The sequence below is a fragment of the Dongia sp. agr-C8 genome (assembly GCF_054658695.1).
Genome location: NZ_BAAGHZ010000003.1, coordinates 214,033 through 233,913 on the forward strand (window position 1 = coordinate 214,033; position 19,881 = coordinate 233,913).

Genomic DNA, 19,881 nt, shown 5'->3' on the forward strand with positions numbered 1-19,881 from the left:
GGTCATCCCTTCACCGCGCCCGCCATCAGGCCGCGCACGAAGTAGCGGCCGGCGAGGATATAGACGATCAACGTCGGCGCCGCGGCGATGATCGCGGCCGCCATGTTGACATTGTATTCGACGACACCCGTCGAGGTGTTCACCAGGTTGTTGAGCGCTACCGTCATCGGCGCGTGATCCCCCGCGGCAAAGGTCGAGCCGAACAGGAAGTCGTTCCAGATGTTGGTGAACTGGTAGATCACGGTGACGATCACGATCGGCATCGAGTTCGGCAGCATGATGCGCCGGAAGATCTGGAAGAAGCTGGCGCCGTCCACCATGGCGGCCTTCACCAGCTCGGTCGGAAAGGCTTCGTAGTAGTTGCGGAAGAACAGCGTGGTGAAGCCGAGCCCGTAGACCACATGCACCAACACCAGGTTGACGATCGGGTTGCCGAAGCCGAAGGAATAGCCGGTGAGATCGCGCAGCGTGTTGCCGAAGCTGCCGAGATGGCCGAGGATCACCGCCATCGGGATGATGATCGACTGGAAGGGGATGAAGCAGGCGAACAGCATCATGCCGAAGACCAGGTTGTGGCCGGGGAAGCGCCACTTGGTCAGCACGAAGCCGTTCAGGGCGCCGAGCAGGGTCGAGATCGCGACCGCCGGGATCACCATCTTGATCGAGTTCAGGAAGTAGCCGCTGATGCCGGTCGTCTCCGAGACGCCGATCCGCGCCTCGCTCCAGGCCTGGATCCAGGGATAGAAGGTGAGCTCCTGCGGCAGCGCGAACATGTTTCCGCCGGTGACCTCATTGAGCGGCTTCAATGAAGTCATCACCATGACGCCCAGCGGCAGGATGTAGACCACGGCGAAGAGCAGCAGCAGCCCATAGATGACGATGCGCGTTACCATCGAGTGCCGGGTCGGCTCGGCCACCGAAGCGACGGTTGGATCGATCGCGGTCATGAGCGTTTCTGCCGCAGTTCGGAGTAGAGATAGGGGACCATGATCGCCGCGATCGTCATCAGCATGATGACCGCGCTGGTCGAGCCCACTGCCATCTGGTTCCGGGTGAAGGTGAAGGAATACATGAAGGTCGAGGGCAGCTCGGCGGCCCCGCCCGGATTCTTGCCGGTGACCGACAGCACTAGGTCGTAGGACTTGATGGCGAGATGGGTGAGGATGATGATCGCCGACAGGAACACCGGGCGCATCATCGGGATGATGATCCGGCGATAGGTGGCGAAGGTCGAGGCGCCATCGATCTGCGCCGCCTTGATGATCTCGCCGTCGACGCCGCGCAGGCCCGCCAGGAACATTGCCATGACGAAGCCCGAGGACTGCCAGATGCCGGCGATGGCCACGCAATAGATCATCTTCGACGGCGTCACCACCCAGTCGAAGCTGAAGCCCAGCCAGCCCCAGTCATGGACCGCCTTCTCGAGGCCGATGCGCGGATCGAGGAACAGCTTCCAGGCGGTGCCGGTGACGATGAAGGAGAGCGCCAGCGGATAGAGATAGATCGGCCGCAGGATTCCTTCGCCGCGGATCTTCTGATCGAGCAGGATCGCCAGCAGCAGGCCGAGCACCAGGCAGAAGGCCACGTAGAGCACGCCGAAGATCGCCATGTTGACGATCGCCGTATGCCAGTTCGACGGCGGATCGCTGGCAAAGGTCCAGTTCCAAAGCCGCTCATAGTTGGTCCAGCCCACCAGCTTCGTCGAGGCGAAGGCCTTCGAATTGGTGAAGCTCAGGAACACCGTCCACAGGTTGAAGCCGTAGACGAAGATCAGCACTAGCACGAAGGACGGCGCCAGCACGATGCGCGGCAGCCAGGCCTGGGCCTCCGCCCGCAGCGATCCGGGCTGCGGGTTGTCAATGAGTGCGGAATTGGCCAAAGCAGTTTTCATCGGCGCCTATCGCGGCAACGTCGGGGAGAGGACCCTCCCCCACGCGCATGGGAGGCACCCACGCATGGGGGAGGGCCGTACCGGTTTACTTCGCGGCGTCGATGGCCGCGAGCAGTTCCTTCACCGCGTCATCGGAGGACTTGATCTCGCCGTGGAAGAACTTGGTGACCACGTCGTGATAGGCCCCGGCGATGGCCGGCGGCTGGGCATAGTTCTGCGCCATCGAGCCGACGAAGTTACCGGCGGCGTTGGCAGCCTTGACGTCGGCGATGCCCTTCTTGCCGCAAATGTCGAAGTCGGTGTCGGGCACGTCCATGCGCGCCGGCACCGAGCCCTTCACCACATTGAACGCCGACTGGAAGCTCGGGCTCATGGTGGCGTCGGCCAGCGCCAGCTGCGCCGCCTTGCGGTCGGCGGAGACGTCGAACATGGCGAACATGTCGGTGTTGTAGATCACCGCGCCGTCGGTGCCGGGGAAGCGGTAGCAGAGGAAGTCGGTGCCCGCGACCTTCTTGGCGGCGTTGAACTCGCCCTTGGCCCAGTCGCCCATCACCTGCACCAGCGCCTCGCCGTTGATGACCATGGCGGTCGCGAGGTTCCAGTCGCGGCCGGCATAGTTGGGATCGGTGTAGTCGCGGAGCTTGGCGAGGTTGTCGAATGCCTTCTTCATCGTGTCCGAGGTCAGGGCCGACTCATCGAGGTCGACGAAAGCCTTCTTGTAGAAGTCGATGCCGCCGGTCGAGGCGACCACCGAATCGAACATGGTCGCTTCCTGCCAGGGCTGGCCGCCCAGGGCCAGCGGAATCACGCCCGCCTTCTTCGCCTTGTCGAGCAGGGCGATGAAGTCGTCGAAGGTCTTCGGCTCGGTGCCGCCGATCTTCTCCATCACCGCCTTGTTGATCCAGACCCAGTTGACCGAGTGGATGTTGACCGGGACCGCACCCCACTTGCCGTCGGTGGTGGTGAACTTCTGCAGCGCCGCGGGGATCGACTTGTCCCAGCCTTCCTTGGTCGCGAGCTCGGTGATGTCGCCGAGCTTGCCGGCCTCGGCATAATCGAGCGCGAAGTAGCCGAGGATCTGCGAAGCGGTCGGCGGATTGCCGGCCGCCACCATCGCCTTCAGGGTGGTCATCGCGGCCTCGCCGCCACCGCCCGCGACCGGCACGTCCTTCCAGGCATAGCCTTCCTTGGCGAGATCCTGCTTCAGCACGTTCAGCGCCGCGGCCTCGCCGCCCGAGGTCCACCAGTGCAGCATCTGCACTTCCTTGATGTCCTCGGCCTGGGCTGCTGCGCCCGCGAGCGACATGGCCGCAACGCCGGCCAGCAACATCGTCCGAAACTGAATCATAGATCCTCCCTACGGATTCTTCTCACTTGCCGGAAGCGGTCCGACGCCGTCTTTGAAATTCGCCTCAAGTCAAATCGCTCTGCAGCAGGATCCTTTCCACATGCTCCAGGTGCTCGCGCATCGCGCGGCGCGCCGCCTCGGCATCGTGCCGCGCCAGCGCCGCCACGATCACCGCATGATCGTCGACCGTCATGGGATCGTTGCCGGACAGGTTGGTGTGCCGGTTGAGCGCATCGAAGATCGGGGTCAACATATGCGTCCACAACCCGTCGACCAGATGCGCCAGCACCGCGTTGCGAGTCGCTTCCGCAAGGCGCAGGTGAAAGACGCGGTCGGCCGGCCGGCTGTCGCGACCGGCCTCGATGTCGGCGCGCATATCCGCAATCGCCTGCTCGAGCTGCTTCAGGTCTGCGGGCTGGATCGCGGTCGCGGCCATGTAGGCGATCTCGCCTTCGAGCATCTTGCGCGCGGCGATGAGATCGAACGGGCTCGGCCCCTGGTCCGGCAGCGAGGCCAAGGCGCGATCGGCGCCCTGCCGCGTCGATTTGACGAAGGCGCCGGCGCCGCCGCGCACCTCCACGAGGCCGGCGATCTCCAGCGCGATCATCGCCTCGCGCACCACCGGGCGGCTGACGCCGAGTTTCTTGGAGAGTTCGCGTTCGGGCGGCAGGCGGTCGCCCTCGCGGAACTCGCCGCGGTCGATGAGACCGCCGAGCTGCTCGGCCACCTGCTGATAGAGGCGTTGGGACTCAACAACCTGAAACGGCATTCGCCGTCCTTTTTCTCTCCCTGACGGGGCGAACCCTGCGCCCTGGGGTCGAGATTGGTCAACTGGAAAAGTGGCCTTACCAATTAATTCAGGAGACGCCGGCCTTTCGCATACGCAGCATGAGGCAGCGGCTTCCTTGACCGCGGTGGATTCCCTCGGGCAGGGTGAAAAACACCCTCGGAATCCAGGGGCCGGAGCGATTCATGACCGAGCAGCGCAGCGGTTTCATCTTCCGGCCCGAGGTCGAGACCCGGGCGCCCGCTGAACAAAATGCCCGGGATCGCGTGGCCTATCGGCGGCAGATCGCCTATCTCTTCGAGCATTCGGGGTTTCACCGTGCCAAATTGCGCGCGGCCGGCTTCGGCGGCGCCGATGCCGTTGGCGATCTCGAATGCATCGCCCAACTGCCCTTCACCGAGAAGGACGAGATCCGCGCCAGCCAGGCAGCGTCGCCGCCCTTCGGCAACCACTGCGCCGCGCCACCGGAAGCGATCGTCCGCATCTATTCGACCAGCGGCACGACCGGCGAGCCCTGCTACATGCCGCTCACCGCCAAGGACCTCGCGATGTGGATCGAGATCTCCTCGCGTTCCTACACCGCGACCGGGTTGCGGCGCGGGCTGCGCATGGTCTCGACCTACAACGCCGGCCCCTTCGTCGCCGGCGCGGCGATCGATGCCTTCGGCAATATCGGCGCCTGTCATATCCCGGTCGGCACCGGCAACACCGAGCGCCTGGCCCGCGCGATGCAGGTGATCCGGCCGGAAGCCCTGGTCTGCACGCCCTCCTATGCGCAGTATCTCGGCGAATGGCTGCGCGGGCGCGGGATCGATCCGGCCGGCCTCGGCCTGAAGCGCATCTCGGTCGCGGGCGAGCCCGGCGGCGGCGAGCCCGCGTTCCGCGCAGCGATCGAAGCCACGTTCGGCGCCAAGGTGTGCGAGGCCATGGGCATCGGCGATGTCTCGATCTCGCTCTGGGGCGAATGCGAGCACCAGCAGGGCATGCATTTCTGCGGCGGCGACTTCGTGCATGTCGAGCTGATCGATCCCATGAGCGGGGAGGCGCTGGCGCTGGAAGATGGCGCCGAGGGCGAGCTGGTCTATACCGCGCTCCAGCGCGAGGCCGCGCCGCCCTTTCGCTTCCGCAGCCGCGACCATGTGGTGATCTGGACCGCACCCTGCGCCTGCGGCCGCCGCACGCTCCGCACCCGCTGCATCGGCCGCACCGACGACATGCTGATCGTGCGCGGCGTCAACCTGTTCCCGACCGCGATCCGCGACGTGGTCGCCGGCTTCCGCCCGGCGGTGAGCGGCGCGCTGTTGATCAAGCCGTCCGCTCCCGGCACGCGCCAGGAGCCGCCGGTGCCGATCGATGTGGAGCTGGCTGAGGGCGGTGCGGCGCCTGCGGATCTCGCCGAGAGAATCGAGGCGGCGATCCGCGCCAAACTGGTCGTGGCGACCCGCGTCACCCTGGTGCCCTTCGCCAGCCTGCCGCGCAGCGAATACAAGACCAAGCTGGTGAAGCCCAACCTGGACAAACATTGATGGCACAACTGCCGAAGACCCATATCGCCACTTCCGATGCCGATTCGATCACCGTGCGCGGCCGCGATCTCGTCAACGAGTTGATGGGCCGGCACAGCTACACCGAGGTGCTCTATTTCTTGATCACCGGGCGCATGCCGAAAGCGGGAGAGACCAAGGTGCTCGACGCCTGTCTCGTTACGCTGATGGAGCATGGCTTGACGCCGAGCGCAATTGTCACGCGCCTGGTCGCCGACAATGTGCCCGACGAACCGCAAGCCGCGTTGGCTGCGGGCCTGCTCACGGTCGGCAACGTCTTCGTGGGCACGATGGAAGGCTGCGCGCGGGTCCTGAAGATCGGCGTCGAGACGGCGGGTGATGCAGAGACCTATTGCCGCGACGTGGTCGAGGCGCACCGCCAGGAACGCCGCGCCTTGCCCGGCTTCGGCCATCCGATCCACAAGCCGGACGATCCGCGGCCGCCGCGCCTCTTCGCGATCGCCGCCGAAGCCGGTTGCGAAGGCCGCTACATCGCGCTGCTGAAGACCCTGGGCGCCGAGCTCGACCGCCGGGCCGGACGGCATCTCACCATCAATGCGACCGGCGCCATCGCCGCCCTGCTGCTGGAGATCGGCCTGCCGCCCGAGAGCCTGCGCGGCATCGCCGTGGTGTCCCGCGCCGGCGGATTGGTCGGTCATCTCCTTGAGGAACGCGCGACCCATTCCGGCCGCGCGATATGGGAGCTGGTGGATGGCGCGATCTCGTACGAGGATCCGGAGGCTTAAGCCGCCGCGGTCTTGCCCTTCTGCCAACGGTCGAGAATGTCTCGAGCCTTGTTGGTCGCGGGATCCATCGCCTTGTCGTGACCGGGCTTCTTGGCGGTGAGCTCGATCACATAGCCGTTGGGATCGCGGAAGTAGATCGAGTCGATGAAGCCGTGATCGGAGATGCCGCGCACCTCGCGGCCTTCGGCCTTGCCCTTGGCCATCATCTTCAAGAGCGCCTCGTGCTCGACCTCGAGCGCGATATGGAGATCGAAGTCGTGCTGCTCCTTGAAGGTGAACGGCCGGTCCGGCGCCTCGAAGAAGGCGAGATAGGAGCCGTCGTCCATCTCATAGAAGGTGTGCAGCACGTCGGTGTCGCGGCCGGTCTTGGTCTCCTTGATCCAGAGCGAGCCGGCCAGCGGCAGGCCTAGAAAATCCTCAAAGAAGCGCCGCGTCTCCTCGGAGTCGCGGCAGCGATAGGCGTTGTGGTGGAGGCCTTTGATCATGACGATCCTCCTCGATTAAACCGCGGCGAACTCTTTGCCCTTGAGGCTGGCGGTCAACTCGTTGAATGGGCCGAACACCTCGGCATAGCCCGGCCGCTGCTTCATGCCGTCGAGCCAGCGCTTCACATTGGGATAGTTCGCGAAGTCGCAGCCGACCAGCTCGCCGCTGGTGAGAATGCCGAGTCCGAAATAGTCGGCGATGGTGATCCGGTCGCCCACCAGATGATTGCGCTTCGGGCCGAGGAGCTTCTGGTCGAGAATACCGAGCCAGCCTTGGCAGCGCTCCTTGGCCCAATCGAGCGTGCCCTTTTGCAGCTCGTCGCTGGGGCGCTTGTGGCCGGGAAACACCTGCGGATAGACCAGGCCATAGCCGAAGTCGCGGTAGAAGTTGACGTTGATCCAATCCATCAGCTCGTTGATCTTGGCGCGGGTCTTGATGTCGCCCGCCGGATATGCCGGCGATCCCGCCTTCTCCGCCAGATATTTCAGGATCGCCGAGCTCTCGGTCAGGATGAAACCGTCATCGTCGAGCACCGGCACCATCTTGCTCGGATTGAGGCTGGTGAACGGCTCCTTGACATGCTCGCCGCTGAACAGATCGACGGTGACTTCGTCGACCTTGATTCCGGCATCATGCACGAAGAACAGCACGCATCGACTGGTGGTCGATAGCGGATGGCAATGGAGCTTCATCGTCTCCTCCCCGACTGTCATGGTTCGAGCTTATTGCTCGTTATTCGTGCCAAGGATAGAAGCCGAAACGGGCAGAGTCCACCCGGCCCAAGCGGTGCGATTCCTGCTATTTCGGCAGGGTGACGGTCGCCTGAAGCCCGCCGTCCGGGCGGTTTTTCAGCAGGATATCGCCGCCATGGGCGCGGACGACGCTGCGCGCGATGGCGAGCCCCAGCCCTGCCCCGCCGGACTCCCGGTTGCGCGACGCCTCCAGCCGGTAGAACGGGCGGAACACGCGCTCGAGCTCGGCCTCGGGGATGCCGGGACCGTCGTCCGCGATGCCGATCTCGAACTCCTTCGGCGTCTGGCCGAGCCGCACCCGGGCCGACTTGCCGTAAACGACGGCGTTCTCGACCAGGTTGGCAACGGCACGCTTCAGCGCGATCGGCTGTGCCTCGATGCTCGCGTCTTTCAGCGCCGGATCGATCTCCAGCGTCACATGCGCCATGCCTTCGACGCTGTCGGCGACCAATTGCTTGAGGTCGAGCCTGGCGCGGGCTTCCGGATTGGCATCCTCGCGCGCCAGCGCCAAGGTCTCCTTGATCATGGCCTCCATCTCGTCGAGATCGCGCAGCATCTTCTCGCGCTGCTCCGGATCCTCGACGAACTCGGCGCGCAATTTCAGCCGCGTGATCGGGGTGCGAAGATCATGCGAGATCGCGGCCACCATCTGCATCCGGTCCTCGAGCAGGCGGCGGATGCGGCCCTGCATCTCGTTGAAGGCACGGGCGGCGCGGCGCACCTCGCTGGCGCCGGTCTCCTGCAAAGCCTCGGTGCGCCCCGAGCGGCCGAGCGCCTCGGCGGCCCGGGTGAGACTTTCCAGCGGGCGCGTGACCCGGCGGAAGGCGTAGTAGCTCAAGCCCAGCACCAGCAGCACGCTGGCGGCGGTCCAGGCGATGACGCGGATGGTGGCGAGCGGCAGCGATTCGATCGCCGCGAACTCGAAGTTGATCCAGGCGCCGTCCCGCAGCGCAATCGAGGCGCGGATCGGCATCAGGCCCCGGGCCTTCTGGTCGTCGGTCGGCGCCGCCTCGGCGACGCGGATCTCCTGCCAGCCGGTGCCGTGCAGGCGCTCCGCCACCGCCTTGGCCAGATGGCCGAGGCGGCGGTTGCGGACCTCGTCGTCGGGCACATTGGAGCGGCTGGTGACCTCGACGGTCATCGATGGGCCGCTGAACGACTGCGCGACGCTCGGGCGCAGCACCGGGGCGGTATGCTGCAGGAAAGTGGCGAAGGTCGCGACCCGCTCGGCGGCACGGAGATCCTCGATCTCCACGATCGCCTCGTTGCGGTCCATGTTGTGGGCAAGCGCGGTCAGCGCCTGGCTCGCGGCAAGCCCCGCGACCAGAATCAGCGCCAGCCATCCGAGGATGCTGTCGGGCGCGAAGCGCCGGAACTTCATGAGCCGGATTTCATGAGCGGCGGATTCGCGGATCCCTCTCCTGTCGCCGGATTGGCGGCCCCGGACGCGGGCTTGCCGCCGCGGGTCACTTCCGGCGCGAACATGTAGCCGCCGCCGCGCACCGTGGTGATGATCTTGGGCTCCGCCGGGTCGCGTTCCACCTTGCGCCGCAGCCGCCCGACCTGGACGTCGATGCTGCGGTCGAAGGGCTGCGCGGCGCGACCCTTGCACAAGTCGAGCAGCTGGTCGCGGGAGAGCACCCGGCGCGGCCGTTGCGCCAGCGCCGAGAGGAGGTCGAACTCGCCGGCGGAAAGATCGATGTCGTTGCCTTCCGGTCCGGTCAAGCGTCGGGCGCCGAGGTCGAGCTGCCAGCCGTCGAAATGCAGGATCATCGCGCTGTCGGCCTCGCCGATCGGCCGGCCGCCATCCTCGCTGCGGCGGAGCACGGCGCGGATCCGCGCCAGGAGCTCGCGCGGGTTGAACGGTTTCGGCAGATAGTCGTCGGCGCCCATCTCCAGGCCGACGATGCGGTCGGTGTCCTCGCCGGCGGCCGTCAGCATGATGATCGGCGTGCGCGCGGCACCGGCACCGGACGGGCCCGGGATGCCCTGGGCCCTGAGCTGGGCGCAAATCTGCAGCCCGGTCTCGCCCGGCATCATGACGTCGAGAACAATGAGGTCGATCTTCGCGTCGGCCAGGATCTTGCGCATGTCGCGGCCGTCGGCGGCGGTGCTGGCCCGGAAGCCGTGCTTCTGCAGGAAGCGCGAGAGCAGGTCGCGGATCTCGCGGTCGTCATCCACGATCAGGATATGCGGGGTCTTTTCCATCAGTCTTCTTACGCCTCGAAACGCTCAGATTCGGAGATGCCGAAAGGGTGCCGCGGTCATCTTGTAAGCGCGCCGCGCCGGCGCGACCGGAAAAGTGTAACCGATTGTAACAGCCTCTCCAGGCGTCGCAATTCGTTACCAATCGAGGCTTTGGTCGACATCGCGTTGCGGCGATAACACCCCAATATCCTTCGCAACAGAGCGGGGGCACTTCCCCAGCCTCGACACCTTTCCGGAGGATCCAGTCTAATGTTCGATCTCTTCAAACAGAACCGCGTGGCGCGCAAGCTGGCCTTGGCCGCGACCGCGGCCAGCTTCGTGGCGGTCCCCGCCTTCGTCGGCGGCCTCGCCCTCAGGGACGTGCCGGTGATCCAGCCGGCGCATGCGGAGACCAGCCTCACCGACCAGGCCGGCGGCGCCGTGCAGATGGTGCCGGCGACCTTCGCCGACCTCGCCGCGCACGTGACGCCCGCCGTGGTCAACATCTCCTCGACCCATGTCGAGACCGCCGACGTGCAGCAGCCCAACATGCCGGACCTGCGCGGCACGCCCTTCGAGCAGTTCTTCAAGCAGTTCATGGAGAACCAGGGCCAGGGCAGCAAGCCGATGAAGCGCAAGGCCACCGCCTTGGGCTCAGGCTTCGTGATCGACCCGACCGGCTACATCGTCACCAACAACCACGTGATCGAGTCCGCGACCGATATCCAGGTAACCACGACCGACGGCGTGGATCATCCGGCCAAGCTGATCGGCGCCGACCCTAAGACCGATCTGGCGCTGCTGAAGATCGAGACGACCAAGCCGCTCGCCTATGTCGAGTTCGGCGACAGCGACAAGGCGCGGGTCGGCGACTGGGTGTTGGCGGTCGGCAATCCGTTCGGCCTCGGCGGCACGGTCACGACCGGCATCGTCTCGGCCCGGAGCCGCGACATCCATGAAGGTCCGTTCGACGACTTCCTGCAGATCGACGCCTCGATCAACCAGGGCAATTCCGGCGGCCCGACCTTCGACATGAAGGGCAACGTGGTCGGCATCAACACCGCGATCTTCTCGCCCTCGGGCGGGTCGGTCGGCATCGGCTTCGCGATCCCGTCCAACCTCGCCAAGCCGATCCTGGCCGAGCTCAAGGACAAGGGCTCGATCCAGCGCGGCTATCTCGGCGTCGAGATCCAGCAGGTGACCCCGGAGATCGCCAAGGCGATCGGCCTCGACGAGCCGAAGGGCGCGCTGGTCGCCAGCATCCAGCCGGACAGCCCGGCGGCCAAGGCCAAGCTCGAGCCCGGCGACGTGATCGTCTCCTACAACAACCAGCCGGTCCACGAGATGCGCGACCTGCCGCGCCTCGTCGCGGAGACTGATCCCAACGCCAAGGCGGAGCTCGGCGTCTTCCGCGACCACAAGGAGATCACCGTCTCCACCACGGTCGGCAAGATGAAGGACGACGAGAAGGTCGCGAGCAACGACGCGCAGAGCCAGGACGACGGCGCTGCCGATTCGAACAGCGGCGTGCAGGTCTCGGCGCTCGGCGCGACCCTGGCGCCGGTCACGGCGCAGACCCGGCAGATGTTCAATCTCGAGGACGGCGAAAAGGGCGTCGTGGTCGCCGACCTCGACTCCGACGGCCCGCTGGCCGACCAGGGCATCCGCCCCGGCGACGTGATCAAGCGGGTCTCGGACTCCGCGGTGGCTTCGCCGGCGGACGTGAAGCGCCTCGCCGAGAAGGCGAAGGAGAACAAGGAGAATGTGCTGCTGATGCTGGTCGATCGCGGCGGCCGCAGCCTGTTCGTCGCGGTGAAGCTCGACAACGCATAACGCTGATCAGAGATAGGACCCTACGGGCTGCGGCCAGCCCCTGCCTCCACGCCCCGCGAGGCCGTAACCGGAAGGTCCTTTCGTCGGCGCGGGTTCCACCCCATCCCCCGGAACCCGCGCCGACAACCCCTAAAGCCCCCTGCCCAACCCCCACGACTGAAAAGCCCGCCTCGCAAGAGGCGGGCTTCTTTCTGCTGGGCCCTCAGCGCGTGTTTTCGTCGGTGAGCAGCTTGGTGAGAATCGCGCGCCATTGCGCGGTGGGCGGGCGGTATTTGATGTCGAGGCCGCGGGAATCGTTGGAGATCACGACGCCGTAGGTCGGCAGCCGGCGCTCCTTGCCCTGGAGATCCATGACGAAGGAGAAGTCGAGGCGCTGCTTCGGCGCGATCCAGTCCGGCGCGCCGCCGATCATCACCTCCTGGATGTTCATGCCGACGACCGGGTAGAGCTTCAGGTCGATCGACACTTGCATGCACTTCAGGGTGAAGCGCGGCAGGGTTGAGGCTACGGGATGCGACATGGTGCTTGCGCCGGGTCCAACAATCGTTCGACCCTAGAGAACCGCAATATGGTTACGAAACCGTTAGCCCCGAGCGGTTTCCCTCTACCGGTTCTTGAAGGCGGGTTTCCGCTTATCGACGAAGGCGGCCATGCCCTCCTTCTGGTCCTCGGTGGCGAAGCTGGCGTGGAACATCCGGCGCTCGAACTGGATGCCCTCGGCGAGCGTGGTCTCGAAGGCCCGGTTGACCGATTCCTTGGCCATCATCGCCACCGGCAGGGACATGGACGCGATCTTCTCCGCCGCCGCCATGGCCTCTTCCAGCAGCTTTTCCGCCGGCACCACGCGGGCGACCAGGCCGGCCCGCTCGGCTTCCGCCGCGTCCATCATCCGGCCGGTGAGCACGAGATCCATCGCCTTGGCCTTGCCGAGAGCGCGGGTCAGGCGCTGGGTCCCCCCGGCGCCGGGGATGATGCCCAAGGTGATCTCCGGCTGGCCGAACTTCGCGGTCTCGGCGGCGATGATGAAGTCGCACATCATCGCCATCTCGCAGCCGCCGCCGAGCGCAAAGCCCGCGACCGCCGCGATCACCGGCTTGCGGCATTGGGCGACCCGCTCCCAGCCGATGGTGATGAAGTCCTGGGTATAGACCTCGATGAAGCTCCGGTCCTTCATCTCCTTGATGTCGGCACCCGCGGCAAACGCCTTCTCCGAGCCGGTGATGACGATGGCGCCGATCCCGGCATCCGCCTCGAAGGCGTCCAACGCCCGGCCGAGTTCCGCCACCAGCGCGTCGCAGAGCGCGTTCAGCGCCTTCGGCCGGTTGAGGGTGATGAGGCCGACCCGGCCCTGGCTGGAGACGAGGATGTTCTCGAAGGCGGTGCTGCTCACGTGGGGGCTCACTGATTCTGGGAAGAGAGGGTGTAGCTGACGTTGACCGGGCCGGCGTCGGGACCCCAGACGTCGATCTTCAGGATCTCGTTCTTGCGGTGATAGGTGCCGGCCTTCTGGCGGTCCCAGCCCAAGGCCGGCAGGGTGTCGTCGTAGAAGTCGAGCACGGCGGCGGGCTTCAGGTTGCCGGTCGCATAGGCGTTGACGATCCGCCCCAAGGGCGTGTCGAAGACCGTCGCCTTCTCGACCTGCTCCTTCAGCCCCTCGGCCAGGGGCAAGTCACTGACCGCCTTCAGGTATTCGGCGGCCGAGGCGGGCATGGCGGCGGCGAGGAGCAGGATCAGGACAGCAATCCAGCGGCGCATTTGACCTCTCCGGAACGGGGGTGCCCCTTCTAGCCCGGATATTCGCCGGAGGCCAGTTCGCGCGAGAGCCGGGACCGGCTTCGCGATTCTGTACATGCACTGTCTATGCAGGCGGGCAAAAAGCGGCTGAGAACCGGACCCGTGCTGCGTCCGGGTTTGCCTTAGCAACGCAGTATAGTTCTTCTTTTGTTCGAGCGCAAGCGGCCATTCCAAGCTCGGCTTGACAGGCCCATACACTTCTGTATTTCTCGAAATATGAAAAAGATACTCGCCCTCGAAGCCTTCGGCGCACTCTCCCAGGAGACCCGGCTGGACATCTTCCGCCGGCTGATCCGCGAATTCCCGGAGCCGATGGCGGCAGGAGACCTGGCCAGGGAGCTCGACGTCCCGCCGAGCACGCTGTCGACCCATCTCGGCATCCTCAGCCGCGCCGGCCTGGTGAAGGCCGAACGGCAGGGGCGCACGATCCTCTATGCCGCCGACACCGAGGGCGCCCGCGCCCTGCTCTCCTACCTGATCAAGGATTGCTGCCGCGGCCAGCCGGAGATTTGCCAGCCGCTGCTGGAAGCCGCAACACCCGCCTGCTGCTGAATTGGGAGCGACCGAAATGGGTCTGGTCTTCAACGTACTCTTTCTCTGCACCGGCAACTCCGCCCGGAGCATCCTGGCCGAAGCGATCCTGAACCGCGAGGGCAAGGGCAAGTTCGTCGGCTATAGCGCCGGCAGTCAGCCGAAGGGCCAGGTGCATCCCTTCGCGATCGACCTCTTGAAGAAGCTCAACCACCCGACGGATCAACTGCGGTCGAAAAGCTGGGACGAGTTCGCAGCACCCGGTGCGCCGGAGATGGATTTCGTCTTCACCGTCTGCGACAACGCGGCGAGCGAGGTCTGCCCGATCTGGCCCGGCCAGCCGATGACGGCGCATTGGGGCCTGCCCGATCCGGCTGCGGCCGAGGGGTCAGAGGTGGAGCGGCGGCTCGCCTTCGCCGACGCCTATCGCCAGCTCAGCAATCGGATCTCGATCTTCACCAGCCTGCCGATCGCATCGCTCGATCGCCTGAGCCTGCAGCGGCGGCTCGAGGATATCGGCCGCAAATTCCCGGAATCGGCCTGATCATGTCCGCCTTCGAGCGCTACCTCACCCTCTGGGTCGGCTTGTGCATCCTGCTCGGCATCGCGCTCGGGCATTTCATGCCCGGCGTCTTCACCGCGATCGGCGGCGCGGAAATCGCGCAGGTCAACCTGCCGGTCGCGCTGCTGATCTGGCTGATGATCATCCCGATGCTGATGAAGATCGACTTCGCGGCCTTGGGCCGGGTCAAGGAGCATTGGCGCGGCATCGGCGTCACCCTCTTCATCAACTGGGCGGTGAAGCCCTTCTCGATGGCGGCGCTGGGCTGGCTCTTCATCGGCAGCCTGTTCCGCGACTATCTGCCGGCGGAGCAGATCGATTCCTACATCGCCGGCTTGATTCTGCTGGCGGCCGCGCCCTGCACCGCCATGGTCTTCGTCTGGAGCAATCTCTCCGACGGCGAGCCGCATTTCACCCTGAGCCAGGTGGCGCTCAACGACGTGATCATGGTCTTCGCCTTCGCGCCGATCGTCGGGCTGCTGCTCGGGCTTTCGGCGATCACCGTGCCTTGGCAGACCTTGCTGCTCTCGGTGCTGCTCTACATCGTCGTCCCGGTGATCATCGCCCAGGTCGCGCGGCGCAGCTTGCTCGCCGGCGGGGCCGAGCGGTTCCGCGCGGCGCTGGCGAAGATCCAGCCGGTCTCGCTGCTCGCCTTGCTGACCACGCTGGTCCTGCTGTTCGGCTTCCAGGGCGAGCAGATCATCGCCCAGCCGCTGGTGATCGGCCTGCTGGCGATCCCGATTCTGATCCAGGTCTATTTCAACGCCGGCCTCGCCTATCTGCTGAACCGGGTGACCGGCGAGGCGCATTGCGTCGCCGCACCCTCGGCCTTGATCGGCGCCAGCAACTTCTTCGAGCTGGCGGTGGCGGCGGCGATCAGCCTGTTCGGCTTCCATTCCGGCGCCGCGCTGGCGACGGTCGTCGGCGTGCTGATCGAGGTGCCGGTGATGCTGTCGGTGGTGAAGATCGTCAATGCCAGCAAGGGCTGGTATGAGCGCGGCGCGGGCGCGCGGGCACAGGCTGCGCTGGGCGGGGCCAGCGAAAGGGACTAGGACGAGCCGCCGTGCGGGCCGCATCCGTTGCCCGACGCCAGGTCTTCCAGGATCACGCAGGCACTGGCCGCACCGCCCGCGCAGGCCGCGTTTCAGCCTGCGACAAAGCGCGCGCGGTTGAGCTCGAGCGGCGCGAACCCTTCCCCTGTAACCATTCCGATCTTTCAAACGCACTGTTCTTGGCCGAGACAGGACCTCAAGCCGCTTGAGGTTCAAGAGAACAAGGAGATCGTGACATGAGGCTGCTGCGCCGAACCTTCCTGCTTTCGACCCTGCTGCTCCCCTTTGCAACGGCGCAGGCCGCGACGCGACAGAGTTTCGATCCCGCCGCCTTCCAGCAGGCGCAGGCCGCGGGCAAGTCCATTCTCGTTCACGTGACGGCGCCCTGGTGTCCCACCTGCAAGCGGCAGAAGCCCATCGTGGCGCAGCTCGAGCAGGACGCCAAGTTCGGCGAACTTATGATCTTCGAGGTCGACTTCGACAGCCAGAAGGATGCCCTGCAGCTGCTTCAGGTGCAGGCGCAGAGCACGATGATCGCGTTCAAGGGCAAGACCGAGACCGGCCGCGCGGTCGGCATCACGGATCCGGAACAGATCGAGGCGCTGATGGACAAAGCGCTCTGATGGCGCTGGCATTCCTGGCCGGCCTGCTCTCGACGCTCTCGCCTTGCGTCCTGCCGCTGTTGCCGGTCGTCTTCGGTGCGGCGGTCTCCGAGCACAAGCTGGCGCCGCTGGCCCTGGCGGCGGGTATCGCGCTTTCCTTCACCGGCATCGGCCTGTTCGTCGCGCTCGCCGGCTTCGCGCTGGGGCTGGATGCCGGCCTGATCCGCATCGGCGCCGCGCTCCTGATGATGGCCGTGGGTGTCGTGCTCGCGGTGCCGCCGATCCACGGCCGGTTGGTCGCCGCAGCGGGCCCGGTGAGCAACTGGGCGTCCGACCGGTTCGGCGGCTTCTCGGTTGCAGGCCCGCAGGGCCAGTTCGGCCTCGGCCTGCTGCTGGGCGCGGTCTGGTCGCCCTGCGTCGGGCCGACGCTCGGCGCGGCTTCCCTGCTGGCGGCGCAGGGCCGCAACATCGGCCAGGTGACCGGCACCATGCTGCTGTTCGGCATCGGCGCCGCGGTTCCGCTGCTGCTCGTGGGCCTGGCGTCGCGCAGGCTGCTCGACCGCTGGCGCGACCGCATCATGCTGGCGCAGTCATCGCTGCGCATGCTGCTCGGCGTCGTGCTGGTGCTGTTCGGCCTGCTGGTGCTGACCGGCGCCGACCGCAAGATTGCCACCGCGATCGAGAACGTGGCGCCCGATTGGTTGACAGGCCTGACGACACGCTTCTAGCCTGCCGCCGCCGTCCTGGTCGACCCGCGCTCAGTCTCGAGCGGGCGGGCGCCGCAGCGGTGCGGTCATCGCCAGCAGGACCATCCCCAAGGCGAAATTGCCGAAGGCGACGATCCCGACAGTGCCGAGCGTGGCTTCGGCGCCGAGGCCGGCGATCAGCACGGCACCCAGCGAAGGCGCGGCGGCCTGGGCGATCAGGCTCGGCATCGCCAGCTTGCCCATGATCGGCGCGTAATTCGCGGCGCCGAACAACGCCAGCGGCAGCGTCGCCCGGGCAATCGATTCCAGGCCGATCCCGGCGCCGTAGAGGATCAGCGCGACCGCGACCAGCGGGATGCCGGCCCAGAACAGGCCGAGGCCCAGCGCCATGAAGGTCACCGAGGCGATCTTGGTCCAGATCGGATGGTGGTAGCGGCTGATCAGCATCTCGGTGAAACGCGCGCCGACTTGCGCCGGACCGATCATCGCCCCCAGCGCAACCGCCGCACCGAGCGAGATGCCGCGAGCCTGGAGCAGGGTCATCAGATGGACGGAGATGAGGGTCGTCAAGGTCGAGCTGACCATGATCGCGACCGCGAGCAGGATGAAGATCGCGCGCAGGCGCTGCGGCTGCTGCGCGGCGGCCGGACTGACGAGGGCCTTGTCCGCTTCCGCCCAGGACGGCGCATACCGGTCGCCGATCGCGATCAGATAGAGCGGCAGCGAGAACAGGAGATGGATCGCGGCATAGGTGCCGCAGGCGCCGCGCCAGCCGAGTTCCGTCACCAGGAAAGCCGAGAGCGGCCAGCAGGCGGTGCTGGCCAGTCCGCCGAACAGCGTGAGCGTGGTGATGTGGTGGCGCGCGGCGTGGCCGTAGAGTCGGCCCAAGGTCGAGAAGGCCGCGTCATAAAGGCCTGCGCCCATCCCGAGGCCGATCAGAACCCAGGCGGCGATGAAGCTGGGCAGGTTCGGCGATAGCGCGAGGCCGAGCTGACCGCTGCCGATCAGGATCGCGCTCGCCGCCAGCACCGGTCGTCCGCCGCGGCGGTGGATCTGCCGGCCGACCAGCGGCGAGACCAGGCCGGCGATCAGCAGCCCCAGCGACAGCCCCGCGACGACCCAGGTCAGCGGCCAGCCGGTATCGGCGGCGATCGGCTGCGCCAGCACCGCGAGCAGGTAATAGGACGAGCCCCAAGCCAGGATCTGGGTGAGCCCGAGCGCGGGGACGATCAACTTCGGGGACGGGACCGCGACCGCAGCGCCTTCGGCGGTCGAAAGGGTCAAGCGGCGACGCCGCAGCCGCAGCCCTTCCGGCCTTCGTCCTTGGCGACCTCGTCGGCGACGCAGCAGGCATCTTCCCGCACGATCGCCGGACCGCCGCAGCATGCCGCGGCCTTGGCGGCGACCGGCGCGCAGCAGCCGGCACCGTCTTCGTCGAAATCAGTTTGGCAGATGCCGGTATCGGGCAGGACCAGCTGCACGTTGTCGGCGGCCACCATGTCGCCGGCGATCGCCGCCGCCACGGAGCGCGCCTGCTCATAGCCGGTCAGCAGCAGGAAGGTGGGCGCGCGGCCATAGCTCTTGACGCCGATCGTGTAGAAGCCGGGCTCGGGATGCGCGAGTTCGCGGTGCCCGTGCGGCTCGACCGAGCCGCAGGAATGCAGGTTGGGGTCGATCATCGGCCCCAGCAGCTTGACGCTTTCCAGCCAGGGATCGAGCTCGAGCCGGAGCTCGCGGGTCATCTCGAGATCGGGGCGCTGGCCGGTCGCGACGATCACCTCATCGACCACCGGCAGAGTGACGGGCTCGCCATCGACCCGGCCCGAGAGCGTGACGCCGTTGCCCGAGCGCGCGATGGATTCGGTCGCGAAGCCGGTGACCAAAGTGACCCGGCCGGACTCGACCAGGCTCTTCAGATGCTGGCCGAGCCTGCCGCGCGCCGCCAGCTCGTCCGCATCGCCGCCGCCGTAGATCTTCGCCATGTTCCTGCCGCGCACGACCCAGAGCAGCGTCCCGGCCGCTTCAAGCTTGGTCAGGTCGAGCAGCACGTTGATCGCGGAATAGCCGGCGCCGACCACGGCGACGCGCTTGCCCGCATAGCAATCGCGCTGGCGCCCCAGGATGTCGGGCATGCCATAGGCGAGATGATCCAGCGCCTCCGCCTCGCCGACCGCCGGCAGGCCGGAGGCGCCGAGCGGGTTCGGATTCTGCCAGGTGCCGGATGCGTCGATCACCACGCGGGCGAGATCGACGCGCTCGGCGCCGTCGCGCTTGCGGATGCGGAGCGCGAAGGGCTTGGTCTCGCGGCCGCGGCTCGCCACTTTGTCGATGCCCTGGCGCGAGATTGCCGTGACCTTGGCGCCGGTCTCGATCGCATCGGCGAGGCCGGGCACGCGGCTCAGCGGCGTGAGATAGCGGTCCACCAGATCGCCGCCGGTGGGCAGGGCATTGCCCTGCGGCAGCGACCAGCCCTCGGCCTCCAGCAGCCGGCGCGAGACCGGGTCGATGCTCTGCTCCCAGCTGGTGAAGATCCGCACATGCGCCCAATCCCGGAGATTGGCGCCGACCGCGTTCCCGGCTTCATAGACCCGGACGGGAATGCCGCGCGCGACCAGGTTCGCCGCGGCCGCGAGGCCGATCGGTCCAGCGCCGATCACGGCAATCGGGAGGTCGTTCATCGTCATCAGGCCACCTTCTTTCCGCCGGCGCAGGCCGCGTCCATACAGCATTCGTCGACCAGATAACCGACCAACCCGTTCATCGCGTCGTAGTTGGCGCGGCAGATCAGGGTCGTCGCCTGCCGCTCCTGGGTGATGAGCCCGGCTTCCCGCAGGTGCCGGATGTGATGCGATAGAGTCGACGCCGCGAGATCGAGCTTCGCCTGCAAGGTGCCGACGGAAAGCCCGTCCTGCCCCGCCCGCACCAAGGCGCGGTAGAGCTTCAGCCGAAGCGGGTTGCCGAGGGATTCGAGCTGGTGGGCGGCTATTTCGAGTTTCATGGAAATAAGATGCGCGCGAAGCTGGGCGCCGTCAAGGGGTATTTCGAGAAAAATGGAAATA

22 protein-coding genes are annotated in these 19,881 nt (G+C 66.5%); 8 read left to right on the top strand and 14 right to left on the bottom strand.

The annotated features are described in order from the left end of the window. Positions 1 to 2: 2 nt before the first annotated feature. The 4 genes from ACYQ4T_RS15195 to ACYQ4T_RS15210 form a co-directional block, all read right to left on the bottom strand. Complete coding sequence (locus tag ACYQ4T_RS15195; RefSeq protein WP_459855678.1) at positions 3 to 947, bottom strand: carbohydrate ABC transporter permease; 945 nt, start codon at positions 945 to 947, stop codon at positions 3 to 5. Further along, positions 944 to 1,891 carry a carbohydrate ABC transporter permease gene (locus ACYQ4T_RS15200; RefSeq protein ID WP_459855681.1) on the bottom strand — a complete coding sequence of 316 codons (948 nt, stop codon included), beginning with the start codon at positions 1,889 to 1,891 and terminating at the stop codon, positions 944 to 946. The genes ACYQ4T_RS15195 and ACYQ4T_RS15200 overlap by 4 nt, the downstream gene beginning before the upstream one ends. An 85-nt stretch (positions 1,892 to 1,976) precedes the next feature. Next, positions 1,977 to 3,239, bottom strand: a complete 1,263-nt coding sequence (locus tag ACYQ4T_RS15205) for an ABC transporter substrate-binding protein (RefSeq protein ID WP_459855684.1) — start codon at positions 3,237 to 3,239, stop codon at positions 1,977 to 1,979. A gap of 64 nt (positions 3,240 to 3,303) precedes the next feature. Beyond that, a complete protein-coding gene (locus ACYQ4T_RS15210) occupies positions 3,304 to 4,008 on the bottom strand; it encodes a FadR/GntR family transcriptional regulator (protein ID WP_459855687.1) in 705 nt (234 codons plus the stop codon). 203 nt (positions 4,009 to 4,211) lie between these two features. On the opposite strand from ACYQ4T_RS15210, the gene ACYQ4T_RS15215 reads away from it, so the two are divergent. Both ACYQ4T_RS15215 and ACYQ4T_RS15220 read left to right on the top strand, forming a co-directional pair. Further along, positions 4,212 to 5,552: a phenylacetate--CoA ligase family protein gene (locus ACYQ4T_RS15215; RefSeq protein ID WP_459855690.1), complete on the top strand. Its 1,341-nt coding sequence runs from the start codon at positions 4,212 to 4,214 to the stop codon at positions 5,550 to 5,552. Then, on the top strand, positions 5,552 to 6,316 hold the full coding sequence (locus ACYQ4T_RS15220; RefSeq protein WP_459855692.1) for a citryl-CoA lyase: 765 nt from the start codon (positions 5,552 to 5,554) through the stop codon (positions 6,314 to 6,316). The genes ACYQ4T_RS15215 and ACYQ4T_RS15220 overlap by 1 nt, the downstream gene beginning before the upstream one ends. On the opposite strand, the gene ACYQ4T_RS15225 is transcribed toward ACYQ4T_RS15220, so the two are convergent. The 4 genes from ACYQ4T_RS15225 to ACYQ4T_RS15240 form a co-directional block, all read right to left on the bottom strand. Next, positions 6,313 to 6,801 carry a VOC family protein gene (locus ACYQ4T_RS15225; protein WP_459855694.1) on the bottom strand — a complete coding sequence of 163 codons (489 nt, stop codon included), beginning with the start codon at positions 6,799 to 6,801 and terminating at the stop codon, positions 6,313 to 6,315. The genes ACYQ4T_RS15220 and ACYQ4T_RS15225 overlap by 4 nt on opposite strands. 15 nt (positions 6,802 to 6,816) lie before the next feature. Continuing rightward, complete coding sequence (locus ACYQ4T_RS15230) at positions 6,817 to 7,494, bottom strand: glutathione S-transferase family protein (protein WP_459855696.1); 678 nt, start codon at positions 7,492 to 7,494, stop codon at positions 6,817 to 6,819. Positions 7,495 to 7,600: 106 nt separating this feature from the next. Beyond that, the gene (locus ACYQ4T_RS15235) at positions 7,601 to 8,935 is read right to left on the bottom strand and encodes an ATP-binding protein (protein WP_459855698.1); all 1,335 of its coding nucleotides are present in this window, start codon (positions 8,933 to 8,935) and stop codon (positions 7,601 to 7,603) included. Further along, complete coding sequence (locus tag ACYQ4T_RS15240) at positions 8,932 to 9,762, bottom strand: response regulator (protein WP_459855701.1); 831 nt, start codon at positions 9,760 to 9,762, stop codon at positions 8,932 to 8,934. The genes ACYQ4T_RS15235 and ACYQ4T_RS15240 overlap by 4 nt, the downstream gene beginning before the upstream one ends. Before the next feature lie 249 nt (positions 9,763 to 10,011). Here ACYQ4T_RS15240 and ACYQ4T_RS15245 point away from each other — a divergent pair, with 249 nt between their 5' ends. Next, complete coding sequence (locus ACYQ4T_RS15245; protein ID WP_459855703.1) at positions 10,012 to 11,574, top strand: DegQ family serine endoprotease; 1,563 nt, start codon at positions 10,012 to 10,014, stop codon at positions 11,572 to 11,574. Positions 11,575 to 11,776: 202 nt separating this feature from the next. Here the strand turns inward: ACYQ4T_RS15245 and ACYQ4T_RS15250 are convergent, their stop codons facing one another. The 3 genes from ACYQ4T_RS15250 to ACYQ4T_RS15260 all read right to left on the bottom strand — a co-directional run bounded on the left by ACYQ4T_RS15250 (position 11,777) and on the right by ACYQ4T_RS15260 (position 13,329). Then, positions 11,777 to 12,094, bottom strand: coding sequence for a hypothetical protein (locus ACYQ4T_RS15250; protein WP_459855705.1), 318 nt, complete (start codon positions 12,092 to 12,094; stop codon positions 11,777 to 11,779). An 84-nt stretch (positions 12,095 to 12,178) separates the two neighbouring features. Beyond that, entirely contained in the window at positions 12,179 to 12,964 is a 786-nt protein-coding gene (locus ACYQ4T_RS15255) for an enoyl-CoA hydratase (RefSeq protein ID WP_459855708.1), read from the bottom strand. 8 nt (positions 12,965 to 12,972) lie between these two features. Next, positions 12,973 to 13,329: a hypothetical protein gene (locus tag ACYQ4T_RS15260; RefSeq protein ID WP_459855710.1), complete on the bottom strand. Its 357-nt coding sequence runs from the start codon at positions 13,327 to 13,329 to the stop codon at positions 12,973 to 12,975. Between the two features lie 255 nt (positions 13,330 to 13,584). Here ACYQ4T_RS15260 and ACYQ4T_RS15265 point away from each other — a divergent pair, with 255 nt between their 5' ends. From ACYQ4T_RS15265 to ACYQ4T_RS15285, 5 genes are all read left to right on the top strand, one after another. Next, positions 13,585 to 13,920 (top strand): ArsR/SmtB family transcription factor, encoded by a 336-nt coding sequence (locus ACYQ4T_RS15265; protein ID WP_459855712.1) that lies wholly within the window; start codon positions 13,585 to 13,587, stop codon positions 13,918 to 13,920. Between the two features lie 16 nt (positions 13,921 to 13,936). Continuing rightward, positions 13,937 to 14,443: an arsenate reductase ArsC gene (locus tag ACYQ4T_RS15270; protein WP_459855714.1), complete on the top strand. Its 507-nt coding sequence runs from the start codon at positions 13,937 to 13,939 to the stop codon at positions 14,441 to 14,443. 2 nt (positions 14,444 to 14,445) lie between these two features. Then, positions 14,446 to 15,513: an ACR3 family arsenite efflux transporter gene (gene arsB, locus ACYQ4T_RS15275; RefSeq protein WP_459855717.1), complete on the top strand. Its 1,068-nt coding sequence runs from the start codon at positions 14,446 to 14,448 to the stop codon at positions 15,511 to 15,513. Between the two features lie 236 nt (positions 15,514 to 15,749). Next, on the top strand, positions 15,750 to 16,136 hold the full coding sequence (locus ACYQ4T_RS15280) for a thioredoxin family protein (protein ID WP_459855720.1): 387 nt from the start codon (positions 15,750 to 15,752) through the stop codon (positions 16,134 to 16,136). Then, positions 16,136 to 16,843: a cytochrome c biogenesis CcdA family protein gene (locus ACYQ4T_RS15285; protein ID WP_459855723.1), complete on the top strand. Its 708-nt coding sequence runs from the start codon at positions 16,136 to 16,138 to the stop codon at positions 16,841 to 16,843. The genes ACYQ4T_RS15280 and ACYQ4T_RS15285 overlap by 1 nt, the downstream gene beginning before the upstream one ends. 30 nt (positions 16,844 to 16,873) lie before the next feature. Here the strand turns inward: ACYQ4T_RS15285 and ACYQ4T_RS15290 are convergent, their stop codons facing one another. The 3 genes from ACYQ4T_RS15290 to ACYQ4T_RS15300 are packed head-to-tail and all read right to left on the bottom strand — an operon-like array spanning position 16,874 to position 19,820. Further along, positions 16,874 to 18,106, bottom strand: a complete 1,233-nt coding sequence (locus tag ACYQ4T_RS15290; protein ID WP_459855725.1) for an MFS transporter — start codon at positions 18,104 to 18,106, stop codon at positions 16,874 to 16,876. Next, positions 18,103 to 19,506 carry an FAD-dependent oxidoreductase gene (locus ACYQ4T_RS15295; RefSeq protein ID WP_459855728.1) on the bottom strand — a complete coding sequence of 468 codons (1,404 nt, stop codon included), beginning with the start codon at positions 19,504 to 19,506 and terminating at the stop codon, positions 18,103 to 18,105. Before ACYQ4T_RS15295 ends, ACYQ4T_RS15290 begins: the two co-directional genes overlap by 4 nt. After that, positions 19,506 to 19,820, bottom strand: coding sequence for an ArsR/SmtB family transcription factor (locus ACYQ4T_RS15300; RefSeq protein WP_459855730.1), 315 nt, complete (start codon positions 19,818 to 19,820; stop codon positions 19,506 to 19,508). The genes ACYQ4T_RS15295 and ACYQ4T_RS15300 overlap by 1 nt, the downstream gene beginning before the upstream one ends. Positions 19,821 to 19,881 lie beyond the last annotated feature (61 nt).

Coding starts and splice junctions, on each gene's coding strand:
- ACYQ4T_RS15300 (WP_459855730.1), bottom strand. CDS start 19,820: ATGAAACTCGAAATAGCCGCCCACCAGCTCGAATCCCTCGGCAACCCG.
- ACYQ4T_RS15295 (WP_459855728.1), bottom strand. CDS start 19,506: ATGACGATGAACGACCTCCCGATTGCCGTGATCGGCGCTGGACCGATC.
- ACYQ4T_RS15215 (WP_459855690.1), top strand. CDS start 4,212: ATGACCGAGCAGCGCAGCGGTTTCATCTTCCGGCCCGAGGTCGAGACC.
- ACYQ4T_RS15250 (WP_459855705.1), bottom strand. CDS start 12,094: ATGTCGCATCCCGTAGCCTCAACCCTGCCGCGCTTCACCCTGAAGTGC.
- ACYQ4T_RS15265 (WP_459855712.1), top strand. CDS start 13,585: ATGAAAAAGATACTCGCCCTCGAAGCCTTCGGCGCACTCTCCCAGGAG.
- ACYQ4T_RS15235 (WP_459855698.1), bottom strand. CDS start 8,935: ATGAAGTTCCGGCGCTTCGCGCCCGACAGCATCCTCGGATGGCTGGCG.
- ACYQ4T_RS15230 (WP_459855696.1), bottom strand. CDS start 7,494: ATGAAGCTCCATTGCCATCCGCTATCGACCACCAGTCGATGCGTGCTG.
- ACYQ4T_RS15225 (WP_459855694.1), bottom strand. CDS start 6,801: ATGATCAAAGGCCTCCACCACAACGCCTATCGCTGCCGCGACTCCGAG.
- ACYQ4T_RS15260 (WP_459855710.1), bottom strand. CDS start 13,329: ATGCGCCGCTGGATTGCTGTCCTGATCCTGCTCCTCGCCGCCGCCATG.
- ACYQ4T_RS15240 (WP_459855701.1), bottom strand. CDS start 9,762: ATGGAAAAGACCCCGCATATCCTGATCGTGGATGACGACCGCGAGATC.
- ACYQ4T_RS15220 (WP_459855692.1), top strand. CDS start 5,552: ATGGCACAACTGCCGAAGACCCATATCGCCACTTCCGATGCCGATTCG.
- ACYQ4T_RS15205 (WP_459855684.1), bottom strand. CDS start 3,239: ATGATTCAGTTTCGGACGATGTTGCTGGCCGGCGTTGCGGCCATGTCG.
- arsB (WP_459855717.1), top strand. CDS start 14,446: ATGTCCGCCTTCGAGCGCTACCTCACCCTCTGGGTCGGCTTGTGCATC.
- ACYQ4T_RS15210 (WP_459855687.1), bottom strand. CDS start 4,008: ATGCCGTTTCAGGTTGTTGAGTCCCAACGCCTCTATCAGCAGGTGGCC.
- ACYQ4T_RS15270 (WP_459855714.1), top strand. CDS start 13,937: ATGGGTCTGGTCTTCAACGTACTCTTTCTCTGCACCGGCAACTCCGCC.
- ACYQ4T_RS15245 (WP_459855703.1), top strand. CDS start 10,012: ATGTTCGATCTCTTCAAACAGAACCGCGTGGCGCGCAAGCTGGCCTTG.
- ACYQ4T_RS15285 (WP_459855723.1), top strand. CDS start 16,136: ATGGCGCTGGCATTCCTGGCCGGCCTGCTCTCGACGCTCTCGCCTTGC.
- ACYQ4T_RS15195 (WP_459855678.1), bottom strand. CDS start 947: ATGACCGCGATCGATCCAACCGTCGCTTCGGTGGCCGAGCCGACCCGG.
- ACYQ4T_RS15280 (WP_459855720.1), top strand. CDS start 15,750: ATGAGGCTGCTGCGCCGAACCTTCCTGCTTTCGACCCTGCTGCTCCCC.
- ACYQ4T_RS15200 (WP_459855681.1), bottom strand. CDS start 1,891: ATGAAAACTGCTTTGGCCAATTCCGCACTCATTGACAACCCGCAGCCC.